This is a genomic window from Brenneria goodwinii, assembly GCF_002291445.1.
Lineage (GTDB): Bacteria > Pseudomonadota > Gammaproteobacteria > Enterobacterales > Enterobacteriaceae > Brenneria > Brenneria goodwinii.
The window spans coordinates 2,697,480-2,723,516 of record NZ_CP014137.1 but is presented as its reverse complement, the minus strand read 5'-3'; the positions used below and the strand labels follow the sequence as shown (position 1 = coordinate 2,723,516).

Annotated in this window: 24 protein-coding genes, 2 tRNA genes and 1 other RNA gene; 26 read left to right on the top strand and 1 reads right to left on the bottom strand. The window is 51.8% G+C overall.

Features of this window, described 5'->3' with window-relative positions; translation table 11 throughout:
• Positions 1-423: 423 nt before the first annotated feature.
• From sdhC to pnuC, 25 genes are all read left to right on the top strand, one after another.
• Complete coding sequence (gene sdhC, locus ACN28R_RS12170) at positions 424-813, top strand: succinate dehydrogenase cytochrome b556 subunit (protein WP_145957997.1); 390 nt, start codon at positions 424-426, stop codon at positions 811-813.
• Positions 807-1,154, top strand: a complete 348-nt coding sequence (sdhD, locus tag ACN28R_RS12165) for a succinate dehydrogenase membrane anchor subunit (protein WP_048635643.1) — start codon at positions 807-809, stop codon at positions 1,152-1,154. Before sdhC ends, sdhD begins: the two co-directional genes overlap by 7 nt.
• Positions 1,154-2,920: a succinate dehydrogenase flavoprotein subunit gene (sdhA, locus tag ACN28R_RS12160; RefSeq protein ID WP_048635642.1), complete on the top strand. Its 1,767-nt coding sequence runs from the start codon at positions 1,154-1,156 to the stop codon at positions 2,918-2,920. The genes sdhD and sdhA overlap by 1 nt, the downstream gene beginning before the upstream one ends.
• Positions 2,921-2,937: 17 nt before the next feature.
• Complete coding sequence (locus ACN28R_RS12155) at positions 2,938-3,654, top strand: succinate dehydrogenase iron-sulfur subunit (RefSeq protein ID WP_095834540.1); 717 nt, start codon at positions 2,938-2,940, stop codon at positions 3,652-3,654.
• A 317-nt stretch (positions 3,655-3,971) separates the two neighbouring features.
• Complete coding sequence (gene sucA / locus ACN28R_RS12150) at positions 3,972-6,779, top strand: 2-oxoglutarate dehydrogenase E1 component (protein WP_048635640.1); 2,808 nt, start codon at positions 3,972-3,974, stop codon at positions 6,777-6,779.
• 14 nt (positions 6,780-6,793) lie between these two features.
• Positions 6,794-8,029: a 2-oxoglutarate dehydrogenase complex dihydrolipoyllysine-residue succinyltransferase gene (gene odhB / locus ACN28R_RS12145; protein ID WP_095834539.1), complete on the top strand. Its 1,236-nt coding sequence runs from the start codon at positions 6,794-6,796 to the stop codon at positions 8,027-8,029.
• 135 nt (positions 8,030-8,164) lie between these two features.
• Entirely contained in the window at positions 8,165-9,331 is a 1,167-nt protein-coding gene (gene sucC / locus ACN28R_RS12140; protein WP_048635638.1) for an ADP-forming succinate--CoA ligase subunit beta, read from the top strand.
• Positions 9,332-10,204: a succinate--CoA ligase subunit alpha gene (gene sucD, locus ACN28R_RS12135; RefSeq protein ID WP_048635637.1), complete on the top strand. Its 873-nt coding sequence runs from the start codon at positions 9,332-9,334 to the stop codon at positions 10,202-10,204.
• Positions 10,205-11,004: 800 nt separating this feature from the next.
• Entirely contained in the window at positions 11,005-12,573 is a 1,569-nt protein-coding gene (gene cydA, locus ACN28R_RS12130; RefSeq protein WP_048635636.1) for a cytochrome ubiquinol oxidase subunit I, read from the top strand.
• A gap of 13 nt (positions 12,574-12,586) precedes the next feature.
• Positions 12,587-13,726: a cytochrome d ubiquinol oxidase subunit II gene (cydB, locus tag ACN28R_RS12125; protein WP_095834538.1), complete on the top strand. Its 1,140-nt coding sequence runs from the start codon at positions 12,587-12,589 to the stop codon at positions 13,724-13,726.
• Positions 13,727-13,742: 16 nt separating this feature from the next.
• Complete coding sequence (gene cydX / locus ACN28R_RS12120; RefSeq protein ID WP_072065791.1) at positions 13,743-13,859, top strand: cytochrome bd-I oxidase subunit CydX; 117 nt, start codon at positions 13,743-13,745, stop codon at positions 13,857-13,859.
• Complete coding sequence (ybgE, locus tag ACN28R_RS12115) at positions 13,856-14,149, top strand: cyd operon protein YbgE (RefSeq protein ID WP_048635634.1); 294 nt, start codon at positions 13,856-13,858, stop codon at positions 14,147-14,149. Before cydX ends, ybgE begins: the two co-directional genes overlap by 4 nt.
• A 133-nt stretch (positions 14,150-14,282) precedes the next feature.
• Entirely contained in the window at positions 14,283-14,687 is a 405-nt protein-coding gene (gene ybgC, locus ACN28R_RS12110) for a tol-pal system-associated acyl-CoA thioesterase (protein WP_048635633.1), read from the top strand.
• Positions 14,684-15,370 (top strand): Tol-Pal system protein TolQ, encoded by a 687-nt coding sequence (gene tolQ, locus ACN28R_RS12105; protein ID WP_048635632.1) that lies wholly within the window; start codon positions 14,684-14,686, stop codon positions 15,368-15,370. The genes ybgC and tolQ overlap by 4 nt, the downstream gene beginning before the upstream one ends.
• Before the next feature lie 12 nt (positions 15,371-15,382).
• Positions 15,383-15,808: a colicin uptake protein TolR gene (gene tolR / locus ACN28R_RS12100; protein WP_048635631.1), complete on the top strand. Its 426-nt coding sequence runs from the start codon at positions 15,383-15,385 to the stop codon at positions 15,806-15,808.
• Between the two features lie 56 nt (positions 15,809-15,864).
• Positions 15,865-17,034, top strand: coding sequence for a cell envelope integrity protein TolA (tolA, locus tag ACN28R_RS12095; protein WP_048635630.1), 1,170 nt, complete (start codon positions 15,865-15,867; stop codon positions 17,032-17,034).
• A gap of 138 nt (positions 17,035-17,172) precedes the next feature.
• Complete coding sequence (gene tolB, locus ACN28R_RS12090) at positions 17,173-18,465, top strand: Tol-Pal system beta propeller repeat protein TolB (RefSeq protein WP_048635629.1); 1,293 nt, start codon at positions 17,173-17,175, stop codon at positions 18,463-18,465.
• A gap of 40 nt (positions 18,466-18,505) precedes the next feature.
• On the top strand, positions 18,506-19,015 hold the full coding sequence (gene pal / locus ACN28R_RS12085) for a peptidoglycan-associated lipoprotein Pal (RefSeq protein ID WP_048635628.1): 510 nt from the start codon (positions 18,506-18,508) through the stop codon (positions 19,013-19,015).
• 9 nt (positions 19,016-19,024) lie between these two features.
• Entirely contained in the window at positions 19,025-19,801 is a 777-nt protein-coding gene (cpoB, locus tag ACN28R_RS12080; RefSeq protein ID WP_095834537.1) for a cell division protein CpoB, read from the top strand.
• 174 nt (positions 19,802-19,975) lie between these two features.
• Positions 19,976-20,051 (top strand) — tRNA-Lys (locus ACN28R_RS12075).
• Positions 20,052-20,067: 16 nt separating this feature from the next.
• A non-coding RNA gene (locus ACN28R_RS12070) (RtT sRNA) lies at positions 20,068-20,197 on the top strand.
• A gap of 52 nt (positions 20,198-20,249) precedes the next feature.
• Positions 20,250-20,325 (top strand) — tRNA-Lys (locus tag ACN28R_RS12065).
• A gap of 237 nt (positions 20,326-20,562) precedes the next feature.
• On the top strand, positions 20,563-21,279 hold the full coding sequence (locus ACN28R_RS12060) for a DUF554 domain-containing protein (protein ID WP_095834536.1): 717 nt from the start codon (positions 20,563-20,565) through the stop codon (positions 21,277-21,279).
• Between the two features lie 311 nt (positions 21,280-21,590).
• Positions 21,591-22,652, top strand: a complete 1,062-nt coding sequence (gene nadA / locus ACN28R_RS12055; RefSeq protein ID WP_048635624.1) for a quinolinate synthase NadA — start codon at positions 21,591-21,593, stop codon at positions 22,650-22,652.
• Between the two features lie 142 nt (positions 22,653-22,794).
• Positions 22,795-23,520: a nicotinamide riboside transporter PnuC gene (gene pnuC / locus ACN28R_RS12050; protein ID WP_048635623.1), complete on the top strand. Its 726-nt coding sequence runs from the start codon at positions 22,795-22,797 to the stop codon at positions 23,518-23,520.
• A 54-nt stretch (positions 23,521-23,574) separates the two neighbouring features.
• Here the strand turns inward: pnuC and zitB are convergent, their stop codons facing one another.
• Positions 23,575-24,495: a CDF family zinc transporter ZitB gene (gene zitB / locus ACN28R_RS12045; RefSeq protein ID WP_048635622.1), complete on the bottom strand. Its 921-nt coding sequence runs from the start codon at positions 24,493-24,495 to the stop codon at positions 23,575-23,577.
• A 428-nt stretch (positions 24,496-24,923) separates the two neighbouring features.
• On the opposite strand from zitB, the gene aroG reads away from it, so the two are divergent.
• Positions 24,924-25,979 (top strand): 3-deoxy-7-phosphoheptulonate synthase AroG, encoded by a 1,056-nt coding sequence (gene aroG / locus ACN28R_RS12040; RefSeq protein WP_048635621.1) that lies wholly within the window; start codon positions 24,924-24,926, stop codon positions 25,977-25,979.
• Positions 25,980-26,037: the final 58 nt, after the last annotated feature.

Below are 26,037 nucleotides of genomic sequence, written 5' to 3'. Positions count from 1 at the left end.
GACTTTTACATGGGTTATCCGTCTCACTGTTACATAAGTTGTGGCGGTGGGAAAGAGTAACCGCTGAGCTTTACTACAGCATAGGGAATTTAGCGCGGAAGTTGTAATTTAAATGTTGATATTTTGTCAAATAACATGACTGGTTTTATATAAAATGTAAAATTCGTGATGAAAATCACTATTTAAGGGAAATGTCACTAAACATTTTGTGTGTTAATTGTAATAGATATGTGAAGCACCTATACTTCCGCCAGGTCTCCGGAATATCTTGCAGTAGGAGCACCCAGTATGAATGGAACATGCGCTGTTTAGATACCGGAATGTCGATGTTTGAGCGCGTATCGTAAACGAGTTTCAGGTTTTCGGCATTCATGCTGTCTGACCTCTCTCTGGTCCGGAGGAAAGCACAATAATAAAAACTGTGTGGGCAAAGCTGTGAAAAAACAAAGACCTGTTAATCTCGATCTGCAAACGATCCAGTTCCCTGTTACTGCGATAGCCTCTATTCTTCACCGTGTATCTGGCGTTATCACCTTTGTCGCCGTCGGTATCCTGCTATGGTTGTTAGGTCTCTCTCTTTCTTCGGAGGCGGGATTCTTACGCGCGGCGGAAATAATGGACAGCTTCGTAGTTAAATTTATCGTCTGGGGCATTCTCACGGCGCTGGCCTACCATATTGTGGGCGGCTTGCGTCACCTGATGATGGATTTTGGCTATATAGAAGAAGACCTTTCCGCGGGTAAACGTTCGGCAAATATCTCTTTTGTTATTACCGGCGTGCTTTCACTTCTGGCTGGAGTCCTCGTATGGTGAGCAATGCTTCTGCGTTAGGACGAAATGGCGTACACGATTGGTTGCTGATTCGCGCTGCCGCCATCGTCATTGTGCTGTATGTCGTTTATCTGATTGGCTTTGTTGTCTCCGCCGATCACATAACCTATGAAATCTGGCGAACCTTCTTTGCGATGGCGCTCACCAAAGTATTCACGCTGCTCGCGCTGCTTTCCATCCTGGTGCATGCCTGGATAGGGATGTGGCAAGTGCTGACCGACTACATCAAACCGTTGGGCTTACGTCTGACTTTACAGTTGGCGATTGTGGTCGCGCTGATGGTGTACGTCATTTATGGAACTATTGTGGTGTGGGGGGCGTAATGAATTTGCCAGTCAGAGAGTTTGATGCAGTCGTTGTCGGAGCAGGCGGCGCAGGTATGCGCGCCGCACTGCAAATATCTCAGATGGGCTTGTCCTGCGCCCTGTTATCGAAAGTATTTCCAACCCGTTCCCATACCGTATCTGCGCAGGGCGGTATTACCGTCGCGCTGGGTAACACCCATGAAGACAACTGGGAATGGCATATGTACGACACCGTGAAAGGTTCCGACTACATCGGCGATCAGGACGCGATTGAATATATGTGCAAAACCGGGCCGGAAGCGGTGCTGGAACTGGAGCACATGGGGCTGCCGTTTTCTCGTTTGGACGACGGCCGCATTTATCAGCGTCCGTTCGGCGGGCAGTCCAGAAACTTTGGCGGCGAACAGGCGGCCCGCACGGCCGCCGCGGCCGACCGTACCGGCCATGCCCTGTTGCACACCCTATACCAGCAGAACCTGAAAAATCACACCACCATCTTTTCCGAATGGTATGCGCTCGATCTGGTGAAAAATCAGGATGGCGCGGTGGTGGGATGCACCGCGGTTTGTATTGAGACGGGCGAAGTCGTTTATTTCAAAGCGCGCGCCACCGTTCTGGCGACCGGCGGCGCCGGCCGTATTTATCAGTCTACGACCAATGCGCATATCAATACCGGCGACGGCATCGGCATGGCATTACGCGCCGGGGTGCCGGTGCAGGATATGGAAATGTGGCAATTCCATCCGACGGGCATTGCCGGCGCCGGAGTGCTGGTGACCGAAGGCTGTCGTGGCGAAGGCGGCTATCTGCTGAATAAACACGGCGAGCGTTTTATGGAACGCTACGCGCCGAATGCCAAAGATTTAGCCGGTCGTGACGTGGTGGCCCGTTCCATTATGATCGAGATCCGTGAAGGCCGGGGTTGTGATGGCCCGTTGGGGCCGCACGTCAAGTTGAAGCTGGATCATCTGGGTAAAGAGGTGCTGGAATCGCGTTTGCCGGGGATCCTGGAGTTATCCCGCACCTTTGCCCACGTCGATCCGGTGAAAGAGCCGATTCCGGTTATTCCCACCTGTCACTATATGATGGGCGGTATCCCGACCAAGGTCAGCGGTCAGGCGCTGACCATCAACGATAAAGGTGAAGATATCGTCATCCCCGGTCTGTTCGCCGTGGGTGAAATCGCCTGTGTCTCTGTTCATGGCGCCAACCGCTTGGGCGGTAACTCTCTGCTCGATCTGGTGGTGTTCGGCCGTTCGGCGGGGATGCATTTAAAGGAGTCGCTGGAAGAGCAGGGCGTGAGCCGCGACGCCGGCGAATCGGATATTGAAGCCTCTCTTGAACGTCTTAACCGCTGGAACGGCACCCGCTCCGGCGAAGATCCGGTGGAGATTCGCAAGGCGCTGCAATCCTGTATGCAACACAACTTCTCCGTATTCCGCGAGGGGGATGCGATGGCGAAGGGGCTGGAAGAGCTGAAAGTCATTCGTGAGCGGTTGAAAAACGCGCGGCTGGATGACCACTCCACCGAATTCAATACCCAACGGGTTGAATGCCTGGAGCTGGATAACCTGATGGAAACGGCGTATGCGACAGCCATGTCCGCCAATTTCCGTACCGAAAGCCGTGGCGCGCATAGCCGTTTCGACTATCCTGACCGTGATGATAAAAATTGGTTATGTCATTCGCTGTATCTGCCGCAAACCGATAGCATGGCGCGCCGTGAGGTGAACATGCAACCTAAACTACGCCCGGCTTTTCCGCCGAAAGTGCGTACTTATTAACCGCGGGGGATTGATTGATGAAACTTGAATTTTCTATTTATCGTTATAACCCGGACGTTGATAATGCGCCGCGGATGCAGGATTACCAACTGGAGGCGGAAGAGGGGCGCGACATGATGTTGCTGGACGCCTTGATTCTGCTGAAGGAACAGGATCCGACCTTATCGTTCCGCCGTTCATGCCGCGAAGGGGTGTGTGGATCGGATGGTGTTAACATGAATGGCAAAAATGGCCTGGCCTGCATCACTCCGGTATCGGCATTACGGCGGGGAAACAGTAAAATCATCGTCCGCCCCCTGCCGGGATTGCCCGTTGTGCGAGATTTGGTTGTAGATATGGGGCAATTCTATGCACAATATGAGAAAATAAAACCTTACCTGTTGAATAATGGGAAGAATCCTCCGGCTCGTGAGCACTTACAGTCACCAGAGCAGCGTGAAAAGCTGGATGGATTATACGAATGCATCATGTGTGCCTGCTGTTCAACCTCTTGTCCGTCGTTCTGGTGGAACCCGGATAAGTTCGTCGGGCCGGCGGGCCTGCTGGCCGCATACCGCTTCCTGATTGATAGCCGCGATACGGAAACCAAGCCCAGACTGGACAACCTGGACGATGCTTTCAGCGTATTCCGTTGTCACAGCATCATGAATTGCGTCAGTGTTTGTCCTAAAGGGCTTAACCCGACGCGGGCGATCGGCCACATTAAATCCATGTTGCTGCAGCGCAACGGGTAACCAGGCGGGAGGCCATTCCCGTCATCCCCGCGGTAGTCGGCGGGGATCTGTTTCCGCTGGCAGGGAAGAATCTGTGGGAACGACGCAGGGTTTTATCGTTAGACAGGCTATCCCCCGAAACCGGCCTCGATTTCGGGGGAAGGCAGGAAATCTTTAAAAACGGGCTTGCGCGCCAGAACCGGTTTTTAAAGGTTCCTTCATGGGTACCCCGCACAGGGGGACGGCGAGCGAACCGTTTTACGGCAACCGATTTTATACGGCACGAATGACATGTTAACCACGGCGAAAACTGAAGCTTATTAGCTTAAGGGATCATAATGCAGAACGGCGCAATGAAGGCCTGGCTGGATTCCTCCTATCTGGCGGGCGCAAACCAGTCCTACATAGAGCAGCTCTATGAAGATTTTTTAACCGATCCGGACTCAATCGATCATAGCTGGCGCTCTATTTTCCAGCAGTTGCCCACGGCTGGGATTAAACCGGATCAACTCCACTCCAAGACTCGCGAATATTTTCGCCGCCTGGCGAAAGACACCTCACGTTATACCTCGTCGATTACCGATCCTGATAGCGATGCAAAACAGGTCAAGGTATTGCAGCTGATCAATGCCTTCCGTTTTCGCGGTCATCAGCAGGCTAATCTCGATCCCCTGAATTTGCGCCCTCAGATCCCGGTGCCTGAGCTGGATCTTGATTATCACAATCTGACCCAGGATGATTTGCAGGAAACCTTTAACGTGGGGTCATTCGCCATCGGCAAGGACACCATGAATCTGGGCGATCTGTACCAGGCGCTGAAGCAGACCTACTGCGGGTCGATCGGGGCTGAGTACATGCACATCACCAATACGGAAGAGAAACGCTGGATCCAGCATCGTATTGAGTCAGTGATGGGGCAGCCCTCTTTCACCGCCGATGAGAAGAAATGTTTCCTGAAAGAGTTGACCGCCGCGGAAGGTCTGGAACGTTATCTTGGCGCCAAGTTCCCCGGTGCCAAGCGTTTCTCGCTGGAAGGGGGCGATGTCCTGGTGCCGATGCTGAAAGAGCTGGTGCGTCATGCGGGCAGCAATGGCACGCGTGAGGTTATACTCGGCATGGCGCACCGTGGCCGCTTGAATGTGCTGATTAACGTGGTAGGGAAGAAGCCGCAGGATCTGTTTGATGAATTCTCCGGCAAACATAAAGAGCATCTGGGCACGGGGGATGTGAAGTACCATCAGGGTTTCTCCTCCGATCTGGAAACCGACGGCGGACTGGTGCATCTGGCGCTGGCCTTCAACCCTTCGCATCTGGAAATCGTCAGTCCGGTCGTGACCGGCTCGGTGCGCGCCCGGCTCGATCGTCTGGATAATCCGGTCGGTACGCTGGTTTTGCCGGTGACCATCCATGGGGATGCGGCCATCAGCGGGCAAGGCGTGGTGCAGGAAACGCTGAACATGTCCAAGGTGCGCGGTTATGAAGTGGGCGGAACGCTCCGTATCGTCATTAATAACCGGATCGGCTTTACCACCTCTAACCTGCTGGATATCCGTTCCACGGAATACTGTACGGATATCGGCAAAATGGTGCAGGCGCCTATTTTCCACGTTAACTCGGACGATCCTGAAGCGGTGGCGTTTGTGACCCGCATTGCGCTGGATTTCCGTAATACCTTCAAACGCGATGTATTCATCGACCTGATCTGTTACCGCCGGCACGGCCATAACGAAGCCGATGAGCCGAGCGCCACCCAGCCGATGATGTACCGGAAAATTAAAAAACACCCGACGCCGCGTAAAGTGTATGCCGATCGGCTGGAGCAGGAGCAGGTGGTGACGCTGGAAGACGCCACCGAGATGATCAATCTGTATCGTGACGTGCTGGATAGCGGGGAATGTGTGGTGGAAGAGCGGCGTGAGATGGATATGCAGGCCTTCACCTGGTCGCCCTATCTGAATCACGAGTGGGACGAACCCTATCCGAACAAGGTTGAGATGAAGCGTTTGCAGGAACTGGCCAAACGCATCAGTGAAATTCCCGAAGCGATAGAAATGCAGCCGCGGGTGGCCAAGGTGTATCGCGATCGGGCGGAAATGGCGAAGGGCAACAAGCCGTTCGACTGGGGCGGCGCGGAAATGCTGGCCTATGCCACACTGGTTGATGACGGCGTTTCGGTGCGGCTGTCTGGTGAGGATACCGCCCGCGGGACGTTTTTCCATCGCCATGCGGTGGTGCATAACCAGAAAAACGGCTCAGGTTATACGCCGCTTGAGCATGTCCATAATTCCCAGGGGGAGTTCCAGGTCTGGGATTCGGTTTTGTCTGAAGAGGCCGTTCTGGCGTTTGAATACGGCTATGCGACGGCTGAGCCGCGCACCCTGACGATCTGGGAAGCGCAGTTTGGCGATTTCGCCAACGGCGCTCAGGTGGTCATCGACCAGTTCATCAGTTCCGGCGAACAAAAGTGGGGACGGATGTGCGGGCTGGTGATGCTGCTGCCGCACGGCTATGAAGGGCAGGGACCGGAGCACTCTTCGGCCCGCCTTGAACGCTACCTGCAATTGTGCGCCGAGCAGAATATGCAGGTGTGCATCCCTTCCACGCCGGCGCAGGTTTATCACATGCTGCGCCGTCAGGCATTGCGCGGCATGCGCCGTCCGCTGATCGTAATGTCGCCCAAGTCGCTGTTGCGGCATCCGCTGGCGATTTCTTCTCTCGACGATCTGGCGAACGGCAGTTTCCAGCCAGCGATTGGCGAAAGCGACGATCTGGATCCGAAAGCGGTCAAGCGCGTCGTTCTCTGTTCCGGTAAGGTTTATTATGACCTGTGGGAACAACGTCGTAAAAATGAACAAAAAGATGTGGCGCTGGTGCGTATCGAACAACTTTATCCCTTCCCGCATCAGGCGGTGCAGTCGGCACTGGAGCCATTCTCCCATGTTCATGATTTCGTATGGTGCCAGGAAGAGCCGCTGAATCAGGGCGCCTGGTATTGCAGTCAGCATCATTTCCGTGAAGTCATTCCATTCGGGGCTTCTTTACGTTACGCCGGACGTCCAGCCTCCGCTTCACCTGCCGTTGGCTATTTGTCCGTACACCAGAAACAGCAGCAAGCTCTGGTTAATGACGCGCTGAACGTTGATTAAATAAAGGATAGATAATGAGTAGCGTAGATATTTTTGTCCCTGACTTGCCAGAATCGGTAGCCGATGCCACCGTAGCGACCTGGCATAAAAAACCAGGCGATAGCGTCCAGCGTGATGACGTGCTGGTCGAGATTGAAACCGACAAAGTCGTACTGGAAGTGCCCGCGTCTGAGTCGGGAGTGCTGGAAGCCATTCTGGAAGATGAAGGCGCCACGGTGACCTCCCGCCAGGTACTGGCTCGCCTCCGTCTGGGCGACAGTTCTGGAAAAGAGACCAGCGAAAAGTCTCAAAGTAAGGAATCTACCCCGGCGCAGCGTTATACCGCGGGCCTGGAAGAGGAAAACAATGATGCGCTTAGCCCGGCGATCCGTCGTTTGATCGCGGAGCACGATCTGGATCCCGCCGCCATTAAAGGCAGCGGCGTCGGCGGCCGCATTACCCGCGAAGATATTGACAAGCATTTGTCCGCGTTGAAGAAAGACGTCAAGAAAGAAGAAAAACCCGCGACTTCTCCTGCATCGTCCCCCGAGACGCCGCCGGCATTAGGCGGACGTAGTGAAAAACGCGTACCGATGACCCGGCTGCGTAAACGCGTGGCGGAACGCCTGCTGGAAGCGAAAAACAGCACGGCGATGTTGACGACGTTCAATGAAGTCAACATGAAGCCGATTATGGATTTGCGCAAACAATATGGCGAAATATTTGAAAAACGTCACAGTGTGCGATTAGGATTCATGTCTTTCTATCTTAAGGCGGTGGTTGAAGCGTTGAAGCGTTTCCCGGAAGTGAATGCCTCTATAGATGGCGAGGATGTGGTTTATCATAATTATTTTGACGTGAGTATTGCGGTGTCCACGCCGCGCGGGCTGGTTACTCCGGTTCTGCGCGATGTCGATACATTAGGTATGGCTGAAATTGAAAAACGGATCAAGGAGCTGGCGCTGAAAGGCCGTGATGGCAAATTGACCGTTGAAGAGCTGACCGGCGGTAATTTCACCGTTACCAACGGCGGCGTTTTTGGTTCGCTGATGTCTACTCCGATTATTAACCCGCCCCAGAGTGCGATTCTTGGCATGCATGCGATTAAAGATCGTCCGATGGCGGTGGATGGACAGGTTGTTATTCTGCCAATGATGTATCTGGCGCTGTCCTACGATCATCGCCTGATCGACGGACGTGAGTCCGTCAGCTTCCTGGTAACGATAAAAGAAATGCTGGAAGATCCCACTCGTCTGTTGCTGGATATCTGATCGATTGGGCGGTAGGTCATTGACCATCGCAGTCTATCGCCCATAGCTTGATAATGACAAATAGAGGCATGTGCTATGCAGGTCGTTGTTATTAACGACATTCTCAAAAACAAAAACCTGAATGGATAGAACATCATGAATTTACATGAATATCAGGCAAAACAACTTTTTGCTCGATATGGGTTACCGGCGCCGGTCGGCTATGCCTGTACTACGCCGCGTGAGGCGGAAGAGGCCGCATCAAAAATTGGTGCGGGTCCATGGGTGGTAAAATGCCAGGTTCACGCCGGGGGAAGGGGTAAAGCGGGCGGAGTTAAGGTCGTCAGCAATAAGGAAGACATCCGGGCGTTTGCTGAAAGTTGGCTGGGCAAGAATCTGATTACCTATCAGACAGATGCGCTTGGTCAACCGGTTCACCAGATTTTGGTGGAAGAGGCGACCGACATTGATAAAGAACTCTATCTGGGCGCAGTTGTTGACCGCGGCAGCCGTCGCGTGGTGTTTATGGCATCCACGGAAGGCGGGGTGGAAATTGAAAAAGTCGCCGAAAAGACCCCGGAACGAATCCACCGTGCCGTATTGGATCCGCTGACCGGGCCTCAGCCCTATCAGGGGCGCGAACTGGCCTTCAAAATGGGCTTAAGCGGTAAGCAGGTCGCGCAGTTCAGCAAAATTTTCATGGGGCTGGCGACGATGTTTCTGGAACGTGATTTGTCGCTGGTGGAGATTAATCCGCTGGTTATCACCAAACAGGGCGATCTGATCTGTCTGGACGGCAAACTGGCGGTAGACGGTAACGCGCTGTTCCGTCAGCCTGAATTGCGCGAAATGCAAGATCCGACTCAGGAAGATCCCCGCGAAGCCCATGCCGCCCAGTGGGAACTGAACTATGTGGCGCTGGACGGAAACATCGGCTGTATGGTGAATGGCGCCGGTCTGGCGATGGGAACGATGGATATCGTCAAGTTGCACGGCGGGGCGCCAGCCAACTTCCTTGATGTCGGAGGCGGCGCCACCAAGGAACGCGTGACGGAAGCGTTCAAAATCATCCTGTCTGATGACAACGTCAAGGCCGTATTGGTCAATATCTTTGGTGGTATCGTGCGTTGCGATCTGATCGCGGACGGCATCATCGGCGCCGTTGCGGAAGTGGGCGTTGGCGTACCGGTTGTTGTGCGTCTGGAAGGGAACAACGCGGATCTGGGCGCCCGGAAGCTGGCGGATAGCGGTCTTAATATTATTGCCGCTGCCAGCTTGATCGATGCGGCTCAGCAAGCCGTTGCAGCAACGGGGGATAAATAAATGTCCATTCTGATTAATAAAGACACCAGAGTTATTTGCCAGGGCTTTACCGGCAGTCAGGGGACCTTTCACTCCGAGCAAGCGCTTGCTTACGGCACACAGCTAGTGGGAGGCGTAACGCCGGGTAAAGGCGGCACCGAACATTTGGGATTACCGGTTTTTAATACCGTGCATGAAGCTATCAAGGCTACTGGTGCGACGGTCTCTGTTATCTACGTGCCTGCGCCGTTTTGCAAAGACTCGATTCTGGAAGCCATTGATGCCGGTATTGAGCTGATCATTTGCATTACCGAGGGGATTCCGACGCTGGATATGCTGGTGGTTAAGGTCAAGCTGGATGAATGCGGCGTGCGAATGATCGGCCCGAACTGCCCGGGGGTTATCACACCCGGCGAGTGCAAAGTCGGTATCATGCCCGGCCATATCCATCTACCGGGAAAAGTCGGTATTGTTTCCCGTTCCGGCACCTTGACCTACGAAGCGGTAAAACAGACCACCGATGCCGGGCTGGGTCAGTCTAGCTGTGTAGGGATCGGCGGCGATCCTATTCCCGGCTCCAGCTTCATTGATATTTTACAGCTGTTTGAGCAGGATCCGCAGACTGAAGCGATTGTCATGATCGGCGAGATCGGCGGAACGGCTGAAGAGGAAGCCGCCGAATACATCAAAGAGCACGTGACGAAACCCGTCGTCAGCTACATTGCGGGCGTTACCGCACCTAAAGGTAAGCGGATGGGGCATGCCGGGGCGATTATCGCCGGCGGCAAAGGCACCGCCGATGAGAAGTTTGCCGCGCTGGAAGCCGCCGGGGTGAAAACGGTGCGTAGTCTGGCCGATATCGGCGATGCGGTAAAAAGCGTACTCTACCGATAATTTGGTTATAACAAACCGATGTTATGACCAATTGATTTCAACGTTCGACATGTTTAGCCACCTGTTACATAGGGTGGCTTTTTTTATGGCGGGCCGTCGCAGACGACGTTTAAAATCGCTCCCGGCGATTTTTTATGGCGAAATATTAATACATTCAGCCTGTTCCAAGCGCTAATGATTATTGTTAAATAATTACAACAATTTTGTAGCAATTAATGATGCGGGATTAATTCATTAAATACCGCGCGAATGATAGATACGGTGAATGAATAAGAACATTAAAAAGATTGAATTTAGGATGTCAAAGTAAAAAATACATTACAGAATTAAATTTATTTTAAACTAATAAGTCACACTATTTTAACAAATGTGGTTAATATGAAATCATTATAACCCGTTAATTAACAAGGAGAGGCTAATTTGTTTTAGATCAACATTTGACTATGGATATATTTTAAGAAATACGCTTAAATTGCGCCAAATCAATTATTGCGTGAGATCTGCTTTATCCCCAAAGTTGATTTGAAACCAAAAACCCAATCTGAGTCACGTAAAAACCTATTTATTGTATGGGATTACAGGCGTAATATAGCGATACTCTATCTTTAGGATAAGATACTTGTAATATTTGTGATTTTTCTTTGGCTTGCTGTTGGATTCGCCGGGTGATTTTGCGGCGTTCTTTAAGCCTGTGCTGAAGCAATTTCTGTTGTGTTCTTTTTGGGTGTTTACTGCCGGGTGTTTAGTGGCTTGTTAGATGTTACAAGCTAAAACCTTCCTGCGAGGAGCAAGGAGTCAAGATGTTTGATATAGTCGAACTGTCACGCTTACAGTTTGCCTTAACCGCAATGTACCATTTTCTATTCGTACCATTAACGCTGGGGATGGCGTTTTTGCTGGCGATTATGGAAACGGTATATGTGCTGTCTGGCAAACAAATCTATAAAGATATGACTAAATTCTGGGGCAAGTTATTTGCAATTAACTTTGCTCTGGGCGTTGCCACCGGGCTGACGATGGAATTTCAGTTTGGCACCAACTGGTCATATTTTTCGCATTATGTCGGGGATATCTTCGGTGCTCCGCTCGCCATTGAAGGCTTGATGGCGTTCTTCCTTGAATCCACCTTTGTTGGTCTGTTCTTTTTCGGCTGGGATCGTTTGGGAAAAGTTCAGCATATGGCGGTTACCTGGCTGGTGGCGTTGGGTTCCAACTTCTCCGCGCTGTGGATTCTGGTGGCAAACGGCTGGATGCAAAACCCTATCGCCTCTGATTTCAACTTTGAAACCATGCGTATGGAAATGGTGAGTTTTGCCGATCTGGTGTTGAACCCGGTTGCTCAGGTGAAATTCGTTCACACGGTCGCCGCAGGCTATTGTACCGGCGCGATGTTCATTCTCGGCATCAGTTCCTACTATCTGCTGAAAGGGCGCGACATTGCTTTTGCCAAGCGTTCCTTCGCTATCGCCGCCAGCTTCGGTCTTGCTTCTGTTCTATCCGTTATCGTACTGGGCGATGAGTCCGGCTATGAAATGGGCGACGTGCAGAAAACCAAACTGGCCGCTATTGAAGCCGAATGGGAGACTCAACCCGCGCCGGCGTCCTTTACGCTGATTGGTATTCCTAACCAGGATACCTTGGAAAACGATTATGCGATCCGTATCCCTTATCTGATGGGATTGATTGTGACGCGTTCCACCGATAAGCAGGTTACCGGGCTGAAAGAACTGATGGAGCAGCACGAAGTGCGTATCCGTAATGGCATGAAAGCCTATCAGCTTCTGGAAGAGCTCCGTGCCGGGAATACCGATCCTGCGATCAGAGAAGCGTTTAACGAGTCCAAGCAGGATCTGGGCTATGGCATGCTGCTGAAGCGCTATACGCCGAAAGTTTCTGACGCGACTGAAGCGCAAATTCAACAGGCGACGAAGGATTCTATCCCTCGTGTCGCACCGCTGTATTTCTCTTTCCGTATCATGGTGGCGTGCGGCGTTCTGATGCTGCTTATCATCGGTCTTTCTTTCTGGACCGTGCTGCGCGGCAAAATCGGCGAGAAAAAATGGCTGCACCGCATCGCGCTGTACGGTATTCCTCTGCCGTGGATCGCCGTAGAAGCGGGTTGGTTCGTTGCCGAGTATGGCCGTCAGCCTTGGGCTATCGGCGAAATACTGCCGACCGCGGTTGCGAACTCATCACTGACCGCGGGCGACATCCTGTTCTCCATGGGGCTGATCTGCGGTCTGTATACGCTGTTCCTGATTGCGGAAATGTATCTGATGTTCAAATTTGCGCGTCTGGGGCCAAGCAGCCTGAAAACGGGTCGCTACCATTTTGAGCAGCCGATAGCGGTCGCGCAGGAAGCACGGTAAACAGGAGTCCACTATGTTTGAATATGAAGTATTACGATTTATCTGGTGGCTGTTGATCGGCATCCTGCTGATTGGTTTTGCCGTCACCGATGGTTTTGACATGGGCGTGGGGATATTGGTTCGTCTGATGGGACGGAGTGATACCGATCGCCGTGTGATGATCAACAGTATCGCCCCGCACTGGGACGGAAACCAGGTATGGTTGATCACCGCCGGCGGCGCGCTGTTTGCCGCCTGGCCGATGGTTTACGCCGCCGCGTTTTCCGGTTTTTATATTGCGATGATCCTGGTTCTGGCGTCGTTGTTCTTCCGCCCTGTCGGTTTTGACTATCGTTCAAAAATCGAAGATCCACGCTGGCGCGGTATGTGGGACTGGGGCATCTTCATCGGCAGTTTCGTTCCGCCGGTGGTGATTGGCGTGGCCTTTGGCAACCTGTTGCAGGGCGTTCCGTTCCATGTCGACGAATATCTGCGCCTGTACTATACCGGCAACTTCTTCCAGCTTCTGAATCCGTTTGGGTTACTGGCTGGTGTGGTCAGCCTGACGATGATTGTGGCCCATGGCGCCACCTATCTGATGATGCGTACCAATGGCGATCTGCACGTTCGCGCCAAGTCCGTCGCACAGATTTCCGCTCTGGTCATGCTGGTGGCGTTCGCACTGGCCGGTATTTGGGTGATTTACGGCATTGATGGTTATGTCGTGACTTCCGCCTTGAATACGGCGGCTGAGTCGAACCCGCTGCATAAAGAAGTTGCGCATCAGGCTGGCGCTTGGTTGATTAACTTCAACAATTACCCGGTTCTGTGGGTAATCCCGCTGTTGGGCGTGATATTGCCGCTGTTGACTACCCTCATGGCGCGGATGGAAAAGGGCGCAATGGCGTTCCTGTTCTCTTCGCTGACCATCGCGTGCGTGATTCTGACTGCCGGAGTGGCGATGTTCCCCTTCATTATGCCGTCGGTCACCATGCCTAATGTCAGCTTGACCATGTGGGATGCGACTTCAAGTCTGCTGACGCTGAAAGTGATGACGGTGGTGGCGATTATCTTTGTCCCGATTGTGCTGTCTTATACCGCGTGGTGTTACTACAAAATGTTCGGACGGATCACCAAAGAACAGATTGAGCAAAACACGCACTCAATGTACTAAGTAAGGAGCTTAATTTATGTGGTATTTTGCCTGGATACTCGGAACGCTTCTTGCTTGTTCACTGGGGATCATTACAGCCCTGGCGCTTGAGCAGAGCGAGGCAAGTCAAAAGACCGAAGATGAAACTCAATGAGTGATTTGGTCGATAGGTTGTATCGTTTGATGGATAAGAGCCCGCTTCGGGCTCTTTCCCTTATCATGGCGCTGGCGGCTGCCGGATGCGTTTTCTGGGATCCTTCCCGTTTTGCGGCAAGAACCAGCGAACTCGCGGTCTGGCAGGGTTTTCTGCTGATTTGGGCCGTTTGTGCGGGGGTTGTTCATGGCGTCGGATTCCGCCCTCGGCGGCTGCGCTGGCGGGCGTTTTTCAGTCCGCTTCCGGCCCTGGCGATCCTGGCGCTCGGACTCTACCATTTCTTCCGTTAGCCCTATCGTCTATTCCATTTGGTTATGGGTTGCCTGCAACCCATAATTATTTTCTTTCCATTGTTGCAATCCATTCCCAACCTCATTTCTCTTGCGTATAGTAGCGATGTTTATAGCATTGCCGGGATGTAGAGTGAGTAATACGTTGTTCTGCTGGCCAGTTCGGGTCTACTTTGAAGACACTGATGCAGGTGGTGTTGTCTATCATGCACGCTATATCGCCTTTTATGAAAGGGCGAGGACAGAAATGTTGCGTGAACACAATTTTCATCAGCAAGCCTTAATGAGTGAGCATGTCGCTTTTGCCGTTCGCCGAATGGCGGTGGAGTATTATGCTCCAGCGCGTCTTGACGATCTGTTGGAGGTGCAAAGCGAAATCGTTTCGATACGTGGCGCCTCTCTGACTTTTTTACAGCGCATTCTTAATTCAGATGGCAAATTACTGAGTCAGGCTGACGTTTTGATCGCATGTATCGATCCACATCAAATGAAGCCCATCGCGCTTCCTAAGTCTATTGTCGCGGAGTTTAAGCAGTGACTGACATGAACATTCTTGATTTGTTCCTGAAGGCAAGCCTTCTGGTCAAACTAATCATGCTGATTTTAATCTGTTTTTCCATAGCTTCCTGGGCGATTATCATCCAGCGAACCCGAATCCTGAATGCGGCGACGCGTGATGCGGAAGCATTCGAAGATAAATTTTGGTCGGGTATCGAGCTGTCTCGTTTGTATCAGGAAAGCCAGACCCGCCGCGATATGCTGACGGGAACAGAACAAATCTTTTATTCCGGGTTCAAAGAGTTTGCACGTCTGCATCGAGCGAACAGCCATGCGCCGGAGGCGGTCGTCGAAGGCGCATCCCGGGCGATGCGCATTTCCATGAATCGTGAGCTGGAAGCATTGGAAACGCACATCCCGTTTCTGGGCACCGTGGGGTCCATCAGTCCGTATATCGGCCTGTTTGGCACCGTTTGGGGCATTATGCACGCGTTTATCGCGTTGGGCGCGGTGAAGCAGGCAACGTTACAAATGGTTGCGCCTGGTATCGCTGAAGCGTTGATTGCGACGGCTATCGGTCTGTTTGCGGCGATTCCCGCCGTTATGGCGTATAACCGCCTTAATCAGCGGGTAAACAAGCTGGAACAGAATTACGATAACTTTATGGAAGAGTTCCTTGCCATCCTGCATCGTCAGGCTTTCTCCAGCGATAGCAGTAAATAATCAGGGGGGATCATGGCTCGACTACGCAGAGGTCGTCGTGAACTGAAGTCCGAAATCAACATTGTTCCGCTGCTGGATGTGCTGTTGGTGCTGCTGTTGATCTTCATGGCAACCGCACCGATTATCACGCAGAGCGTTGAAGTTGATCTGCCGGAGGCAACGGATTCCCAAACGGTTTCCAGTAATGATAACCCTCCGGTGATTGTTGAAGTATCAGGCGTCGGACAATACAGCCTGGTCATTGAACAGCAACGGATGGACCAACTGCCGGCGGAACAGGTGGTTGCTGAAGCTCAGGCGCGTCTGGCGGCAAACCCGAAGGCGGTATTTTTGATTGGCGGTGCAAAAGATGTTCCTTATGATGAAATTATTAAAGCACTGAACCTGTTGCACCAGGCCGGGGTGAAATCCGTTGGGCTGATGACGCAACCGATCTGAATCAGCGAGATGAACGTCGGGTATATTTCTGGCAATACTGTTTTTGGGAATCGATTGTGCTAAAAGCAACCGAACAAAACGACAAGTTGAAACGTGCCGTGATTATTTCGGCCGTTCTGCATGTCATACTGATTGCTTTGCTGGTCTGGAGTTCGTTTACTCAAACGATGGATGCCAGCGGAGGCGGCGGAGGCGGCTCATCAATTGATGCCGTCATGGTCGATCCTAGTGCCGTTGTCGAGCAATACAACCGTCAGCAACAGCAGCAAAGCGACGCTCAGCGTGCCGAGCAGTTACGCAAGAAACAGGCCGAACAGCAGGCTGAAGAACTGCAGCAGAAGCAGGCGGCGGAACAACAGCGGTTGAAAGAGTTGGAAAAAGAGCGCCTGCAGGCACAGGAAGAGGCTAAACAACAGACGTTGGCGCAGGAGCAGCAGCGCAAACAGGCTGAAGAGGCCGCGCAACAGGCTAAAGAGCAGCAGAAACAGGCTGAAGCGGCGGCGGCGAAAGCAAAGGCCGAAGCGGAACAACAGGCGAAAGCCGCGGCTGAAGCAAAGAGAAAAGCCGAAGAAGAAATTCAGCGGCAAGCGGCGGCCGCCGCCGCTGCAAAGAAAAAAGCCGAAGAGGAAGCCAAAGCCGCTGCTGCGGCGGCAGCCAAGCAGAAAGCGGACGAAGCCGCTAAAGCGGAAGCGGCAAAAGCCGCCGAGTTAGCCAAACAAAAGACAGCGGCGGAAGCGGCTAAGCAAAAGGCAGCGGCTGAGGCAGCGAAGAAGGCGGAAGCCGCCGCAGCAGCCAAAAAAGCGGCCGATGAGAAAAAGAGAGCGGCAGCGGAGGCGGCTAAGCAGGATAGCGCCGTTGATGATTTGCTGGGCGGATTGGCCTCATCCAAAAATGCGCCCAAATCAGGCGGCGGTGCGCCGGCCGGTGCTGGAAACAACAGTCGCAGCGGCGCGTCCGGCGCGGCATTGGATAGCTATGGCAGCCAGGTTCGGGCGGCGATCCAAAACAAGTTTTATGATTGGCAGCTTTATAAAGGACGGACTTGCACATTGCGTATCAAGCTTGCTCCGGATGGCTTGCTGATCGATGTGAATGCTGAAGGCGGCGATCCTGCCTTGTGTCAGGCTGCGATTGCAGCGGCAAAGCAGGCGAGGATCCCGAAACCGCCAAGTTCAGATGTTTATGAGGCTTTCAAAAATGCGCCGATAGACTTTAAACCGCAGTAACCGGGCTGTTTACCGATATAGGTTTAAGATTATTACTATGGTAAACAAACCAGGTTATAGTGTTTTGTTGACATTGGTTTGTTTTTGTTAAAATTCTGCTAATTATCGCAGACATTGCGTCTGGATAAGGGAGATTAAATGAAGCAGGTACTTAAAGTCGCATTAAGTCTTTTAATGCTGTGGGCAACGGTGCTGCATGCCGAAGTACGCATAGAGATTACCCAAGGGGTGGACTCCGCGCGCCCCATCGGCGTCGTCCCTTTTAAATGGGCGGGGCCGGGTTCAGCGCCTGAAGACATCGGCGGTATTGTCGGCGCCGATTTGCGCAACAGCGGTAAATTCAATCCTATTGATGCCAGTCGTATGCCTCAGCAACCGGCTACCGCATCGGAAGTGACGCCAGCAGCCTGGACCGCCCTGGGTATCGATGCGGTTATTGTTGGCCAGGTACAGCCCAGCGCTGACGGCAGCTACGTTATTTCTTACCAACTGGTTGATACCTCCGGTAATCCGGGGAGCGTATTAGCGCAGAACCAGTTCAAGGTAACGAAGCAGTGGTTGCGTTATGCCGCACATACCGCCAGTGATGAGGCTTTTGAAAAACTGACCGGCATCAAGGGCGCGTTCCGCACGCGTATCGCCTATGTGGTGCAAACCAACGGCGGTCAGTTCCCTTATGAATTGCGCGTATCGGACTATGATGGTTACAACCAGTTTACGGTTCATCGTTCTCCGGAGCCGTTAATGTCGCCAACCTGGTCGCCGGATGGCAGCAAACTGGCCTATGTGACGTTCGAAAGCGGCCGTTCCGCACTGGTTATCCAAACGTTGGCAAACGGCGCTATCAGACAGGTTGCTTCGTTCCCGCGTCATAACGGCGCGCCGTCGTTTTCACCAGACGGCAGCAAACTGGCGTTTGCATTGTCCAAGAGCGGCAGTCTGAATTTGTATGTGATGAATCTGGCTTCTGGTCAAATGAGCCAGATAACCGACGGACGCAGCAACAACACGGAACCTAGCTGGTTCCCGGATAGCCAGACCTTGGCCTATACTTCGGATCAGGCTGGACGTCCCCAGGTTTATAAAATGAATGTGAACGGCGGTTCGCCTCAACGTCTGACTTGGGAAGGTGCCCAAAATCAGGACTCTGAAGTGAGCGCCGACGGTAAATTTCTGGTAATGGTGAGTTCCAATAGCGGAGTTCAGCATATTGCCAAGCAGGATCTGGAAACGGGGGCCGTGCAAGTATTAACGGACACGTTCCTGGACGAAACGCCAAGTATCGCACCTAATGGCACCATGGTTATCTATAGCTCTAAACAAGGGCTGGGTTCCGTGTTACAGATAGTTTCGACTGATGGGCGTTTCAAAGCGCGTCTTCCGGCCACTGATGGACAGGTTAAATCGCCTGCCTGGTCGCCGTATCTATAAGTGCAGATATGTACAATAAACTATTTAAGGACACAAAGAGATGCAATTCAATAAAGTGCTGAAAGGCCTGATGTTGGCTCTGCCGGTACTGGCAGTTGCCGCATGTAGTTCTAATAAGAATGCGGGCAGTGACCAATCTTCCATCGGTGCTGCTGACGGTAGCGGTTTTGAGAATGGCGGCGCCTCTTCTTCTGAGCAGGCTCGTCTGCAGATGCAGGAATTACAGCGTAACAATATCGTATACTTCGATCTGGATAAGTACGATATCCGCTCTGATTTCGCCCAAATGCTGGACGCGCACGCCGCATTCCTGCGTAGCAACCCGTCTTACAAAGTGACCATCGAAGGTCATGCGGATGAACGCGGTACGCCGGAATATAACATTGCTCTGGGTGAACGTCGTGCCAATGCGGTGCAAATGTACCTGCAGGGTAAAGGCGTTTCTTCTGATCAAATCTCTATCGTATCTTACGGTAAAGAAAAACCGGCCGTTCTGGGTCATGACGAAGCGGCATATGCCAAAAACCGTCGTGCCGTTCTGGTCTATTAAGAGAATCGCATGAGCAGTAACTTCAGACATCGCTTATTGGGTCTGTCGTTACTGGTTGGCGTAGCGGCCCCCTGGGCCGCTACCGTCCAGGCAGCGCCAATCAGTAATGTCGGCTCAGGCTCGGTAGATGATCGAGTCACGCAATTGGAGCGGATTTCTAACGCTCACAGCCAGGTTTTAACCCAACTTCAGCAACAGCTCTCCGATACGCAGCGTGATATTGATAATCTGCGCGGGCAGATTCAGGAAAGCCAGTATCAGCTGAATCAGGTTGTTGAACGGCAAAAACAGATCTATCAGCAAATTGATGGACTAAGTTCATCATCGTCTTCCGCTGCAACGCCAGCCCAGGGTACGCCTGGGGCAAATGCGGATGCTGGCGCTGATAATAGCGCCGCGCCGGCCAGTACCGGTGATGCGAATAGTGATTACAATGAAGCTGTTGCCCTGGTACTGGAGAAAAAACAGTACGATCAGGCTATCAACGCATTTCAGGCTTTCGTCAAAAAATACCCGGATTCAACTTATCAACCCAATGCCAACTACTGGTTGGGACAGTTGAATTACAACAAGGGTAAAAAGGATGATGCGGCCTACTATTTTGCCAACGTAGTAAAAAACTACCCTAAATCGCCCAAAAGCGCCGAAGCCTTGCTGAAGGTTGGGGTGATCATGCAGGAAAAAGGTCAGGCGGATAAGGCCAAAGCCGTTTACCAGCAGGTGGTAAAAATGTATCCCAATACTGAAAGCGCCAAACAGGCTCAGAAACGCCTTTCCGCATCGTGATCTTTTCCTTCGGGTACAAAAGTTGCTCTTTATGCGCGATTTTTGTGCCTGAACGTTTGAAGAATAAGCAGTTAGGTCATTTTTATGGAAAATAGGTTGCGCTGAAAATTTAAATTAGTAATATATGCCGCCGTTGCCAAGGCAAGCGCAAGACGCTAAAGCAGCATGAAATTTGGGTCGTTAGCTCAGTTGGTAGAGCAGTTGACTTTTAATCAATTGGTCGCAGGTTCGAATCCTGCACGACCCACCAATTTCAGAATTAAGAAACTGGTTTTAAATCGTAAAGGATGAGAACCGAAAAGGTTCGACAAAATCGGCTCCATCGATTTTGAGCAACGCGACAGCGTTGACCCGAAGGGCGAGGCCGGAGGCCGAGTCATCCTGCACGACCCACCAATTTCAGAATTAAGTTTTAGTAGCAGATTTATCCTCAGTAATTCCGCATTGCGGGTCGTTAGCTCAGTTGGTAGAGCAGTTGACTTTTAATCAATTGGTCGCAGGTTCGAATCCTGCACGACCCACCATTATTTGAATCGTCCATTCTCCCAAAATAAATCATCTTAGTTTCATGTAGCACACGTCGTGCGGGTGAGAAAAAATCGTCGGGAACGATTTTTAACAACGCCTGCGTTGGCCCTATTTTCCCGTTATCCCGTGGTTTGCTGTATATTACATTTCTTTAGGCTCTTGCTATGGACGGTAGCGCCTTTGAGAGACGACGGATTATCTAATCGTGGTATGAGCAGTGGTTAGGGAAAGTTATGATCGGTCCTTTGATTAATGGCGCGGCTATCCTTATCGGCGGCGGGCTTGGTATAGCACTTCGGCGATTTATCCCCCAGCGGTTACAGGATGGCCTACCTCCCGCATTTGCCATGGTGTCGATAGCCATGGGCGTGGCGCTGGTTGTTAAAGTACAGCAACTGCCTGCGGTTGCATTGGCGATTATCATTGGCGTCGCGGTCGGTGAGTTATGTCGTATGGAATATGGCGTTCAGCGAGCCGGGATAATGATCCAACGTGCGCTCAGTCGTGTTCTGCCGACACCTGAACACCGCTTGCCGCAGGATGTCTACACGCAGAATTTTACGGCGCTGATAATGCTGTTTTGCGCCAGTGGAACCGGAGTGGTCGGGGCATTAACCGAGGGATTAAGCGGCGACTACCAGTTACTGATTATTAAATCCGCTCTGGATATTTTTACCGCTTTGATTTTTTCCATCTCGCTTGGTTTTGCGGTGATGTCGATAGCCATTCCTCAGCTTATTATCCAGGCGTTACTGTTTTTTTCCGCCAAGTTGATAATGCCGTTTATGACGGTGATTACATTAGGCGACTTTTCTGCCTGCGGCGGTCTGATCATGATTGCGGTTGGGTTACGAATTGCACAGATTAAATTATTCGCCGTCGTAAATTTTCTGCCGGCGTTGCTGCTCGTCATTCCTATCTCATTGTATTGGCATCGATTTTTTGGTTGACGCCGTGAATGGTTTGCCTGGGTCACTGATACGTTGTGATTCAGGCGTGCCCTAATCGCTTTCCCATGTCGCCATAGGTTTTGGCTGACTTATCCACATCCTGGTTGTTCATCTTCGCCGGATTCGCAAGGCGTTGTGCCTGACTCAATATTCTTGTTTTAAGTCTAATAAACAAAATGCCGTTTTTACGCAAAAATAGAGCGACTTCATGCTTTTTTTTCGCTATTTTGTTTAGGATAAAAAACAATACAACCTGAATCGTGCGGCTTTCGCCGTTTCAGATTTCTGAGTTGTCATCATGGACACCCACAATGAGCATCCTTTTTGATAGCAATGAAGCAATTTATCCTTTTCCTGCAAAGCCAAAGCCATTATCGGCCGAGGCCAAGCAGCACTACCGTAGCAGGATAAAGACACTGCTGCGGCAGAGAAATGCGGTGATGGTGGCGCATTACTATACCGATCCGGAAATTCAAGCTCTGGCAGAGGAAACGGGCGGCTGTGTTGCCGATTCGCTGGAGATGGCTCGCTTTGGCAGTACGCACCCGGCATCAACGCTGCTGGTCGCGGGCGTTCGTTTCATGGGCGAAACGGCGAAGATCCTCAGCCCGGAAAAAACCGTGTTGATGCCAACGCTGGAGGCTGAATGTTCGCTCGACCTCGGTTGCCCGATCGATGAGTTTAGCCGTTTTTGCGATGCTCATCCCGATCGCACCGTCGTGGTGTACGCCAATACCTCCGCAGCGGTAAAGGCGCGTGCTGATTGGGTGGTGACGTCCAGTATTGCGGTTGAGTTGATTGAACATCTCGACGGTCTGGGTAAAAAGATTATCTGGGCGCCGGATCGCCACTTGGGGAGTTATGTGCAAAAGCAGACTGGTGCCGACGTACTATGCTGGCAGGGCGCCTGCATTGTTCATGATGAGTTTAAAACTCAGGCTCTAAAGAGAATGAAAGCGCTGTATCCTGATGCCGCCATTCTGGTGCATCCGGAATCGCCGCAGAGCGTGGTTGAAATGGCCGATGCCGTTGGTTCCACCAGTCAGCTGATTCAGGCGGCCAAAACGCTGCCGCAGCGGGAGATGATTGTGGCGACCGATCGCGGTATTTTCTACAAGATGCAGCAGGCATGCCCGGGGAAAACCTTGCTGGAAGCGCCGACCGCGGGCGAAGGGGCGACCTGCCGTAGCTGCGCGCATTGCCCCTGGATGGCGATGAACGGGTTGGAAGCCATTGCCAACGGCCTGGAGCAGAAGGGCGACCTGCATGAAATCCATGTGGATGCCGCACTGAGAGAGGGGGCGTTGATCCCGCTGAATCGCATGCTCGACTTCGCCGCTTCATTGAAATTACGTGTACGCGGAAATGCCTGATAAATCATGGTTTCTATTGATTCCGTATGTATCACCCGTTGTATTCTCAATCTATTTCAAGGCGCAGGAAGCCAACATTCCCGCAATTTGCAAGATGAAGGATATAAAATAAATTCGCATATCATTAAGACAGGATAACGAGATGGACTTTTTTAGTACCAGCAATATTTTGGTTCACATCCCTTTAGGCGCAGGCGGATACGATCTCTCCTGGATAGAGGCGGTTGGTACGTTATTCGGGTTGCTCTGCATCTGGCTGGCAAGTCTGGAAAAAACCATTAACTATTTGTTTGGTTTGATTAATGTCACGCTGTTTGCGGTGATTTTTTTCCAGATTCAGCTCTACGCCAGCCTGTTGCTGCAATTTTTCTTTTTTGCCGCCAATATTTATGGCTGGTATGCCTGGACGCGCAAGACCGATTCGCATGAAGTGGAACTCAAAATCCGCTGGCTTCCGTTATCGAAACTGATCGGTTGGGCCGTCGTGTGTGTGGTCGCGATTGGATTGATGACGCTTTACATCGACGCGTTTTTTGCCGCTTTGACGCGTATTGCGGTTTCAGGTATGCAGATGCTCGGGTTAGGCGTACAGATGCCGGATCTGCAGCCGGACGCTTTCCCATTCTGGGATTCCACGATGACGGTGTTGTCGATTGTCGCCATGATCCTGATGACGCGTAAATACGTCGAAAATTGGCTGCTGTGGGTGGTTATTGATGTGATTTGCGTGGTGATTTTCGCCTATCAGGGCGTTTACGCGATGGCGGTGGAATACGCCATTCTGACGTTAATCGCACTGAATGGTTCCTGGCTATGGATTAAGAGCGCCCGGGAAAACCATTCCGCACCGTTATCTGCCGGGGCGTAAAACCCGCTCGCATTATCTATAAAGCGGCTCCCGCCTGAGTCGCTTTTCGTGAATTTAATGATGGTGGTGATGGTCTTCTGCATGGTGGATATCGCAGTGGTCGTCATCACAGCGCTGGTACTCCATTTGAATCGTGGAGTGACCAATCTGATAATGTTTCAACAGATAATCCTGAATACGGTTTAATAACGCATCATGATCATAAGGCGGAATAACCTGCGCATGGAGCGTCATTAACGGCTTTTCGCCAACCTGCCAGAGATGGACATGATGAATATTTCTGACTTCCGGTATGTTGAGGGTCAGATCCTTTTTCAGTGCATCAACGCTTATCTGGTTCGGCGTTCCTTCCAGCAGTTCATGAATACTCTCTTTCATCAGCGCCCACGCGCTGCGTAACACCAGGCAGGACACCAAAATGGACAGGATAGGGTCAATCGGCGTCCAGTCGGTAAACAGGATAATCAGCGCGGCGACGATAGCGCCGACCGAACCCAGCAAATCCCCCAGTACATGCAGCGCCGCCGCCCGGACATTGATATTTTTCTCTTCACTGCCATGATGCAGCAGCCAGAACGCAACAAGATTCGCCACCAGACCGGCAATGGCGATAAGCAGCATTGGCAGACTTGCCACTGGTTGGGGGTCATAAAAGCGCTGGATGGCTTCCCAGAATATGAACGCGGTAATGACCACCAAGGTCAGCGCATTGACGAACGCGGCGAGAGTGGTCAGGCGTAAGTAGCCAAACGTATGGCGGGCATTGGGTTTCCGCTGAGCGAAACGTACGGCTAATAAAGCCACGAACAACGCGGCGGCATCGGTTAACATATGACCGGCATCGGCGATCAGGGCCAATGAGCCGGAATATAAACCGCCAACAATCTCCGCCACCATGAAAGTCGCGGTAACAATAAATGCAGCTAACAGCCGTTTACTGTTGCCCGATTCTGCGTGGTTGTGCGAATGTGCCATCGTCTGTCCTGCGTTGGGTATAAGCCGATTTACCACTGTACGGTAATCGACAGTAAAAAAATATTCTGCTGATAATCAATGTGCTGTGTCCTGATAAGCTTATACCTTTCGCCTTGCAGATTGCATCTGCGTTGGTCTTATTATTTGGCCGCCGCCTTGATACAATCCGAAATCTACTGGGTATGGCATCTCGCTGAGTAACGTATGACGGCATTTCCGCGCCAGGCTAACGTATTCTTATCCGTATCTGACAGTATTTGATCATGCAAACACAGTCGATTTCAGCGCGATTAAGTCGCTTGCTTAACATATAATAGTCAACCTGCAATATGAGCAGCTCCGCTTCTCAATCTATCAGCTATCTTGTATGCCGGTGGCGCGCGTTGGATGTGGGTTGAAAATACCGTTTTGAAATTGATGGAATTATTATGAATTACCAAAATGATGACTTAAGAATCAAAGACATTAAGGAACTTTTACCGCCGGTTGCGCTGTTGGAAAAATTCCCGGCCACCGATCGCGCTGCGGAAATTGTCTCGTTTACGCGTACCGCCATTCACAAAATACTTAACGGCAATGACGATCGCCTGCTGGTTATTATTGGTCCTTGTTCTATTCACGACCCCAAGGCGGCGAAAGAATATGCCGCCCGTCTGCTTAAATTACGTCAGGAATTGAGCGACGATCTGGAAGTGGTGATGCGGGTTTATTTCGAAAAACCGCGTACCACGGTGGGTTGGAAAGGACTTATTAACGATCCTCATCTGGATCATAGTTACCAGATCAACGATGGGCTGAGCATTGCGCGCCAACTGTTGCTGGAAATTAACGACATGGGCTTGCCGGCCGCCGGCGAGTTTCTGGATATGATCACCCCGCAGTACGTTGCGGATCTGATGAGCTGGGGAGCGATCGGCGCACGCACCACCGAATCCCAGGTACACCGCGAGTTAGCTTCTGGTTTGTCCTGCCCGGTTGGTTTTAAGAATGGCACTGACGGCACCATTAAGGTCGCTATTGACGCGATTAACGCCGCCAGCGCGCCGCATTGTTTCCTGTCCGTCACCAAATGGGGGCATTCCGCGATTGTTAATACCAGCGGCAACGGCGATTGCCATATCATTCTGCGTGGCGGCAAGACGCCGAATTACAGCGCGGAACATGTTAAAGAGGTCAAAGCCGGTCTGGAAAAAGCGGGATTGTCACCGCAGGTGATGATTGACTTCAGCCATGCGAACAGCAGTAAGCAGTTCAAAAAGCAGATGGAAGTGTGTGAAGACGTCAGCAGCCAGATTGCGCAGGGCGAAAAAGCGATTATGGGCGTGATGGTCGAAAGCGCTTTGGTTGAAGGCAACCAGAATCTGGAAAGCGGCAAGCCGTTGGTCTATGGCAAGAGCGTGACGGATGCCTGTATCGGTTGGGAAGATACGGAAGTATTGTTGCGTCAGTTGGCGACGGCCGTTCGCGCACGCCGCAGCAAATAACCGCTGAACGGCGCGTAATAAAAAACCCGGCGCGCTGGCCGGGTTTATTTTACTGGTT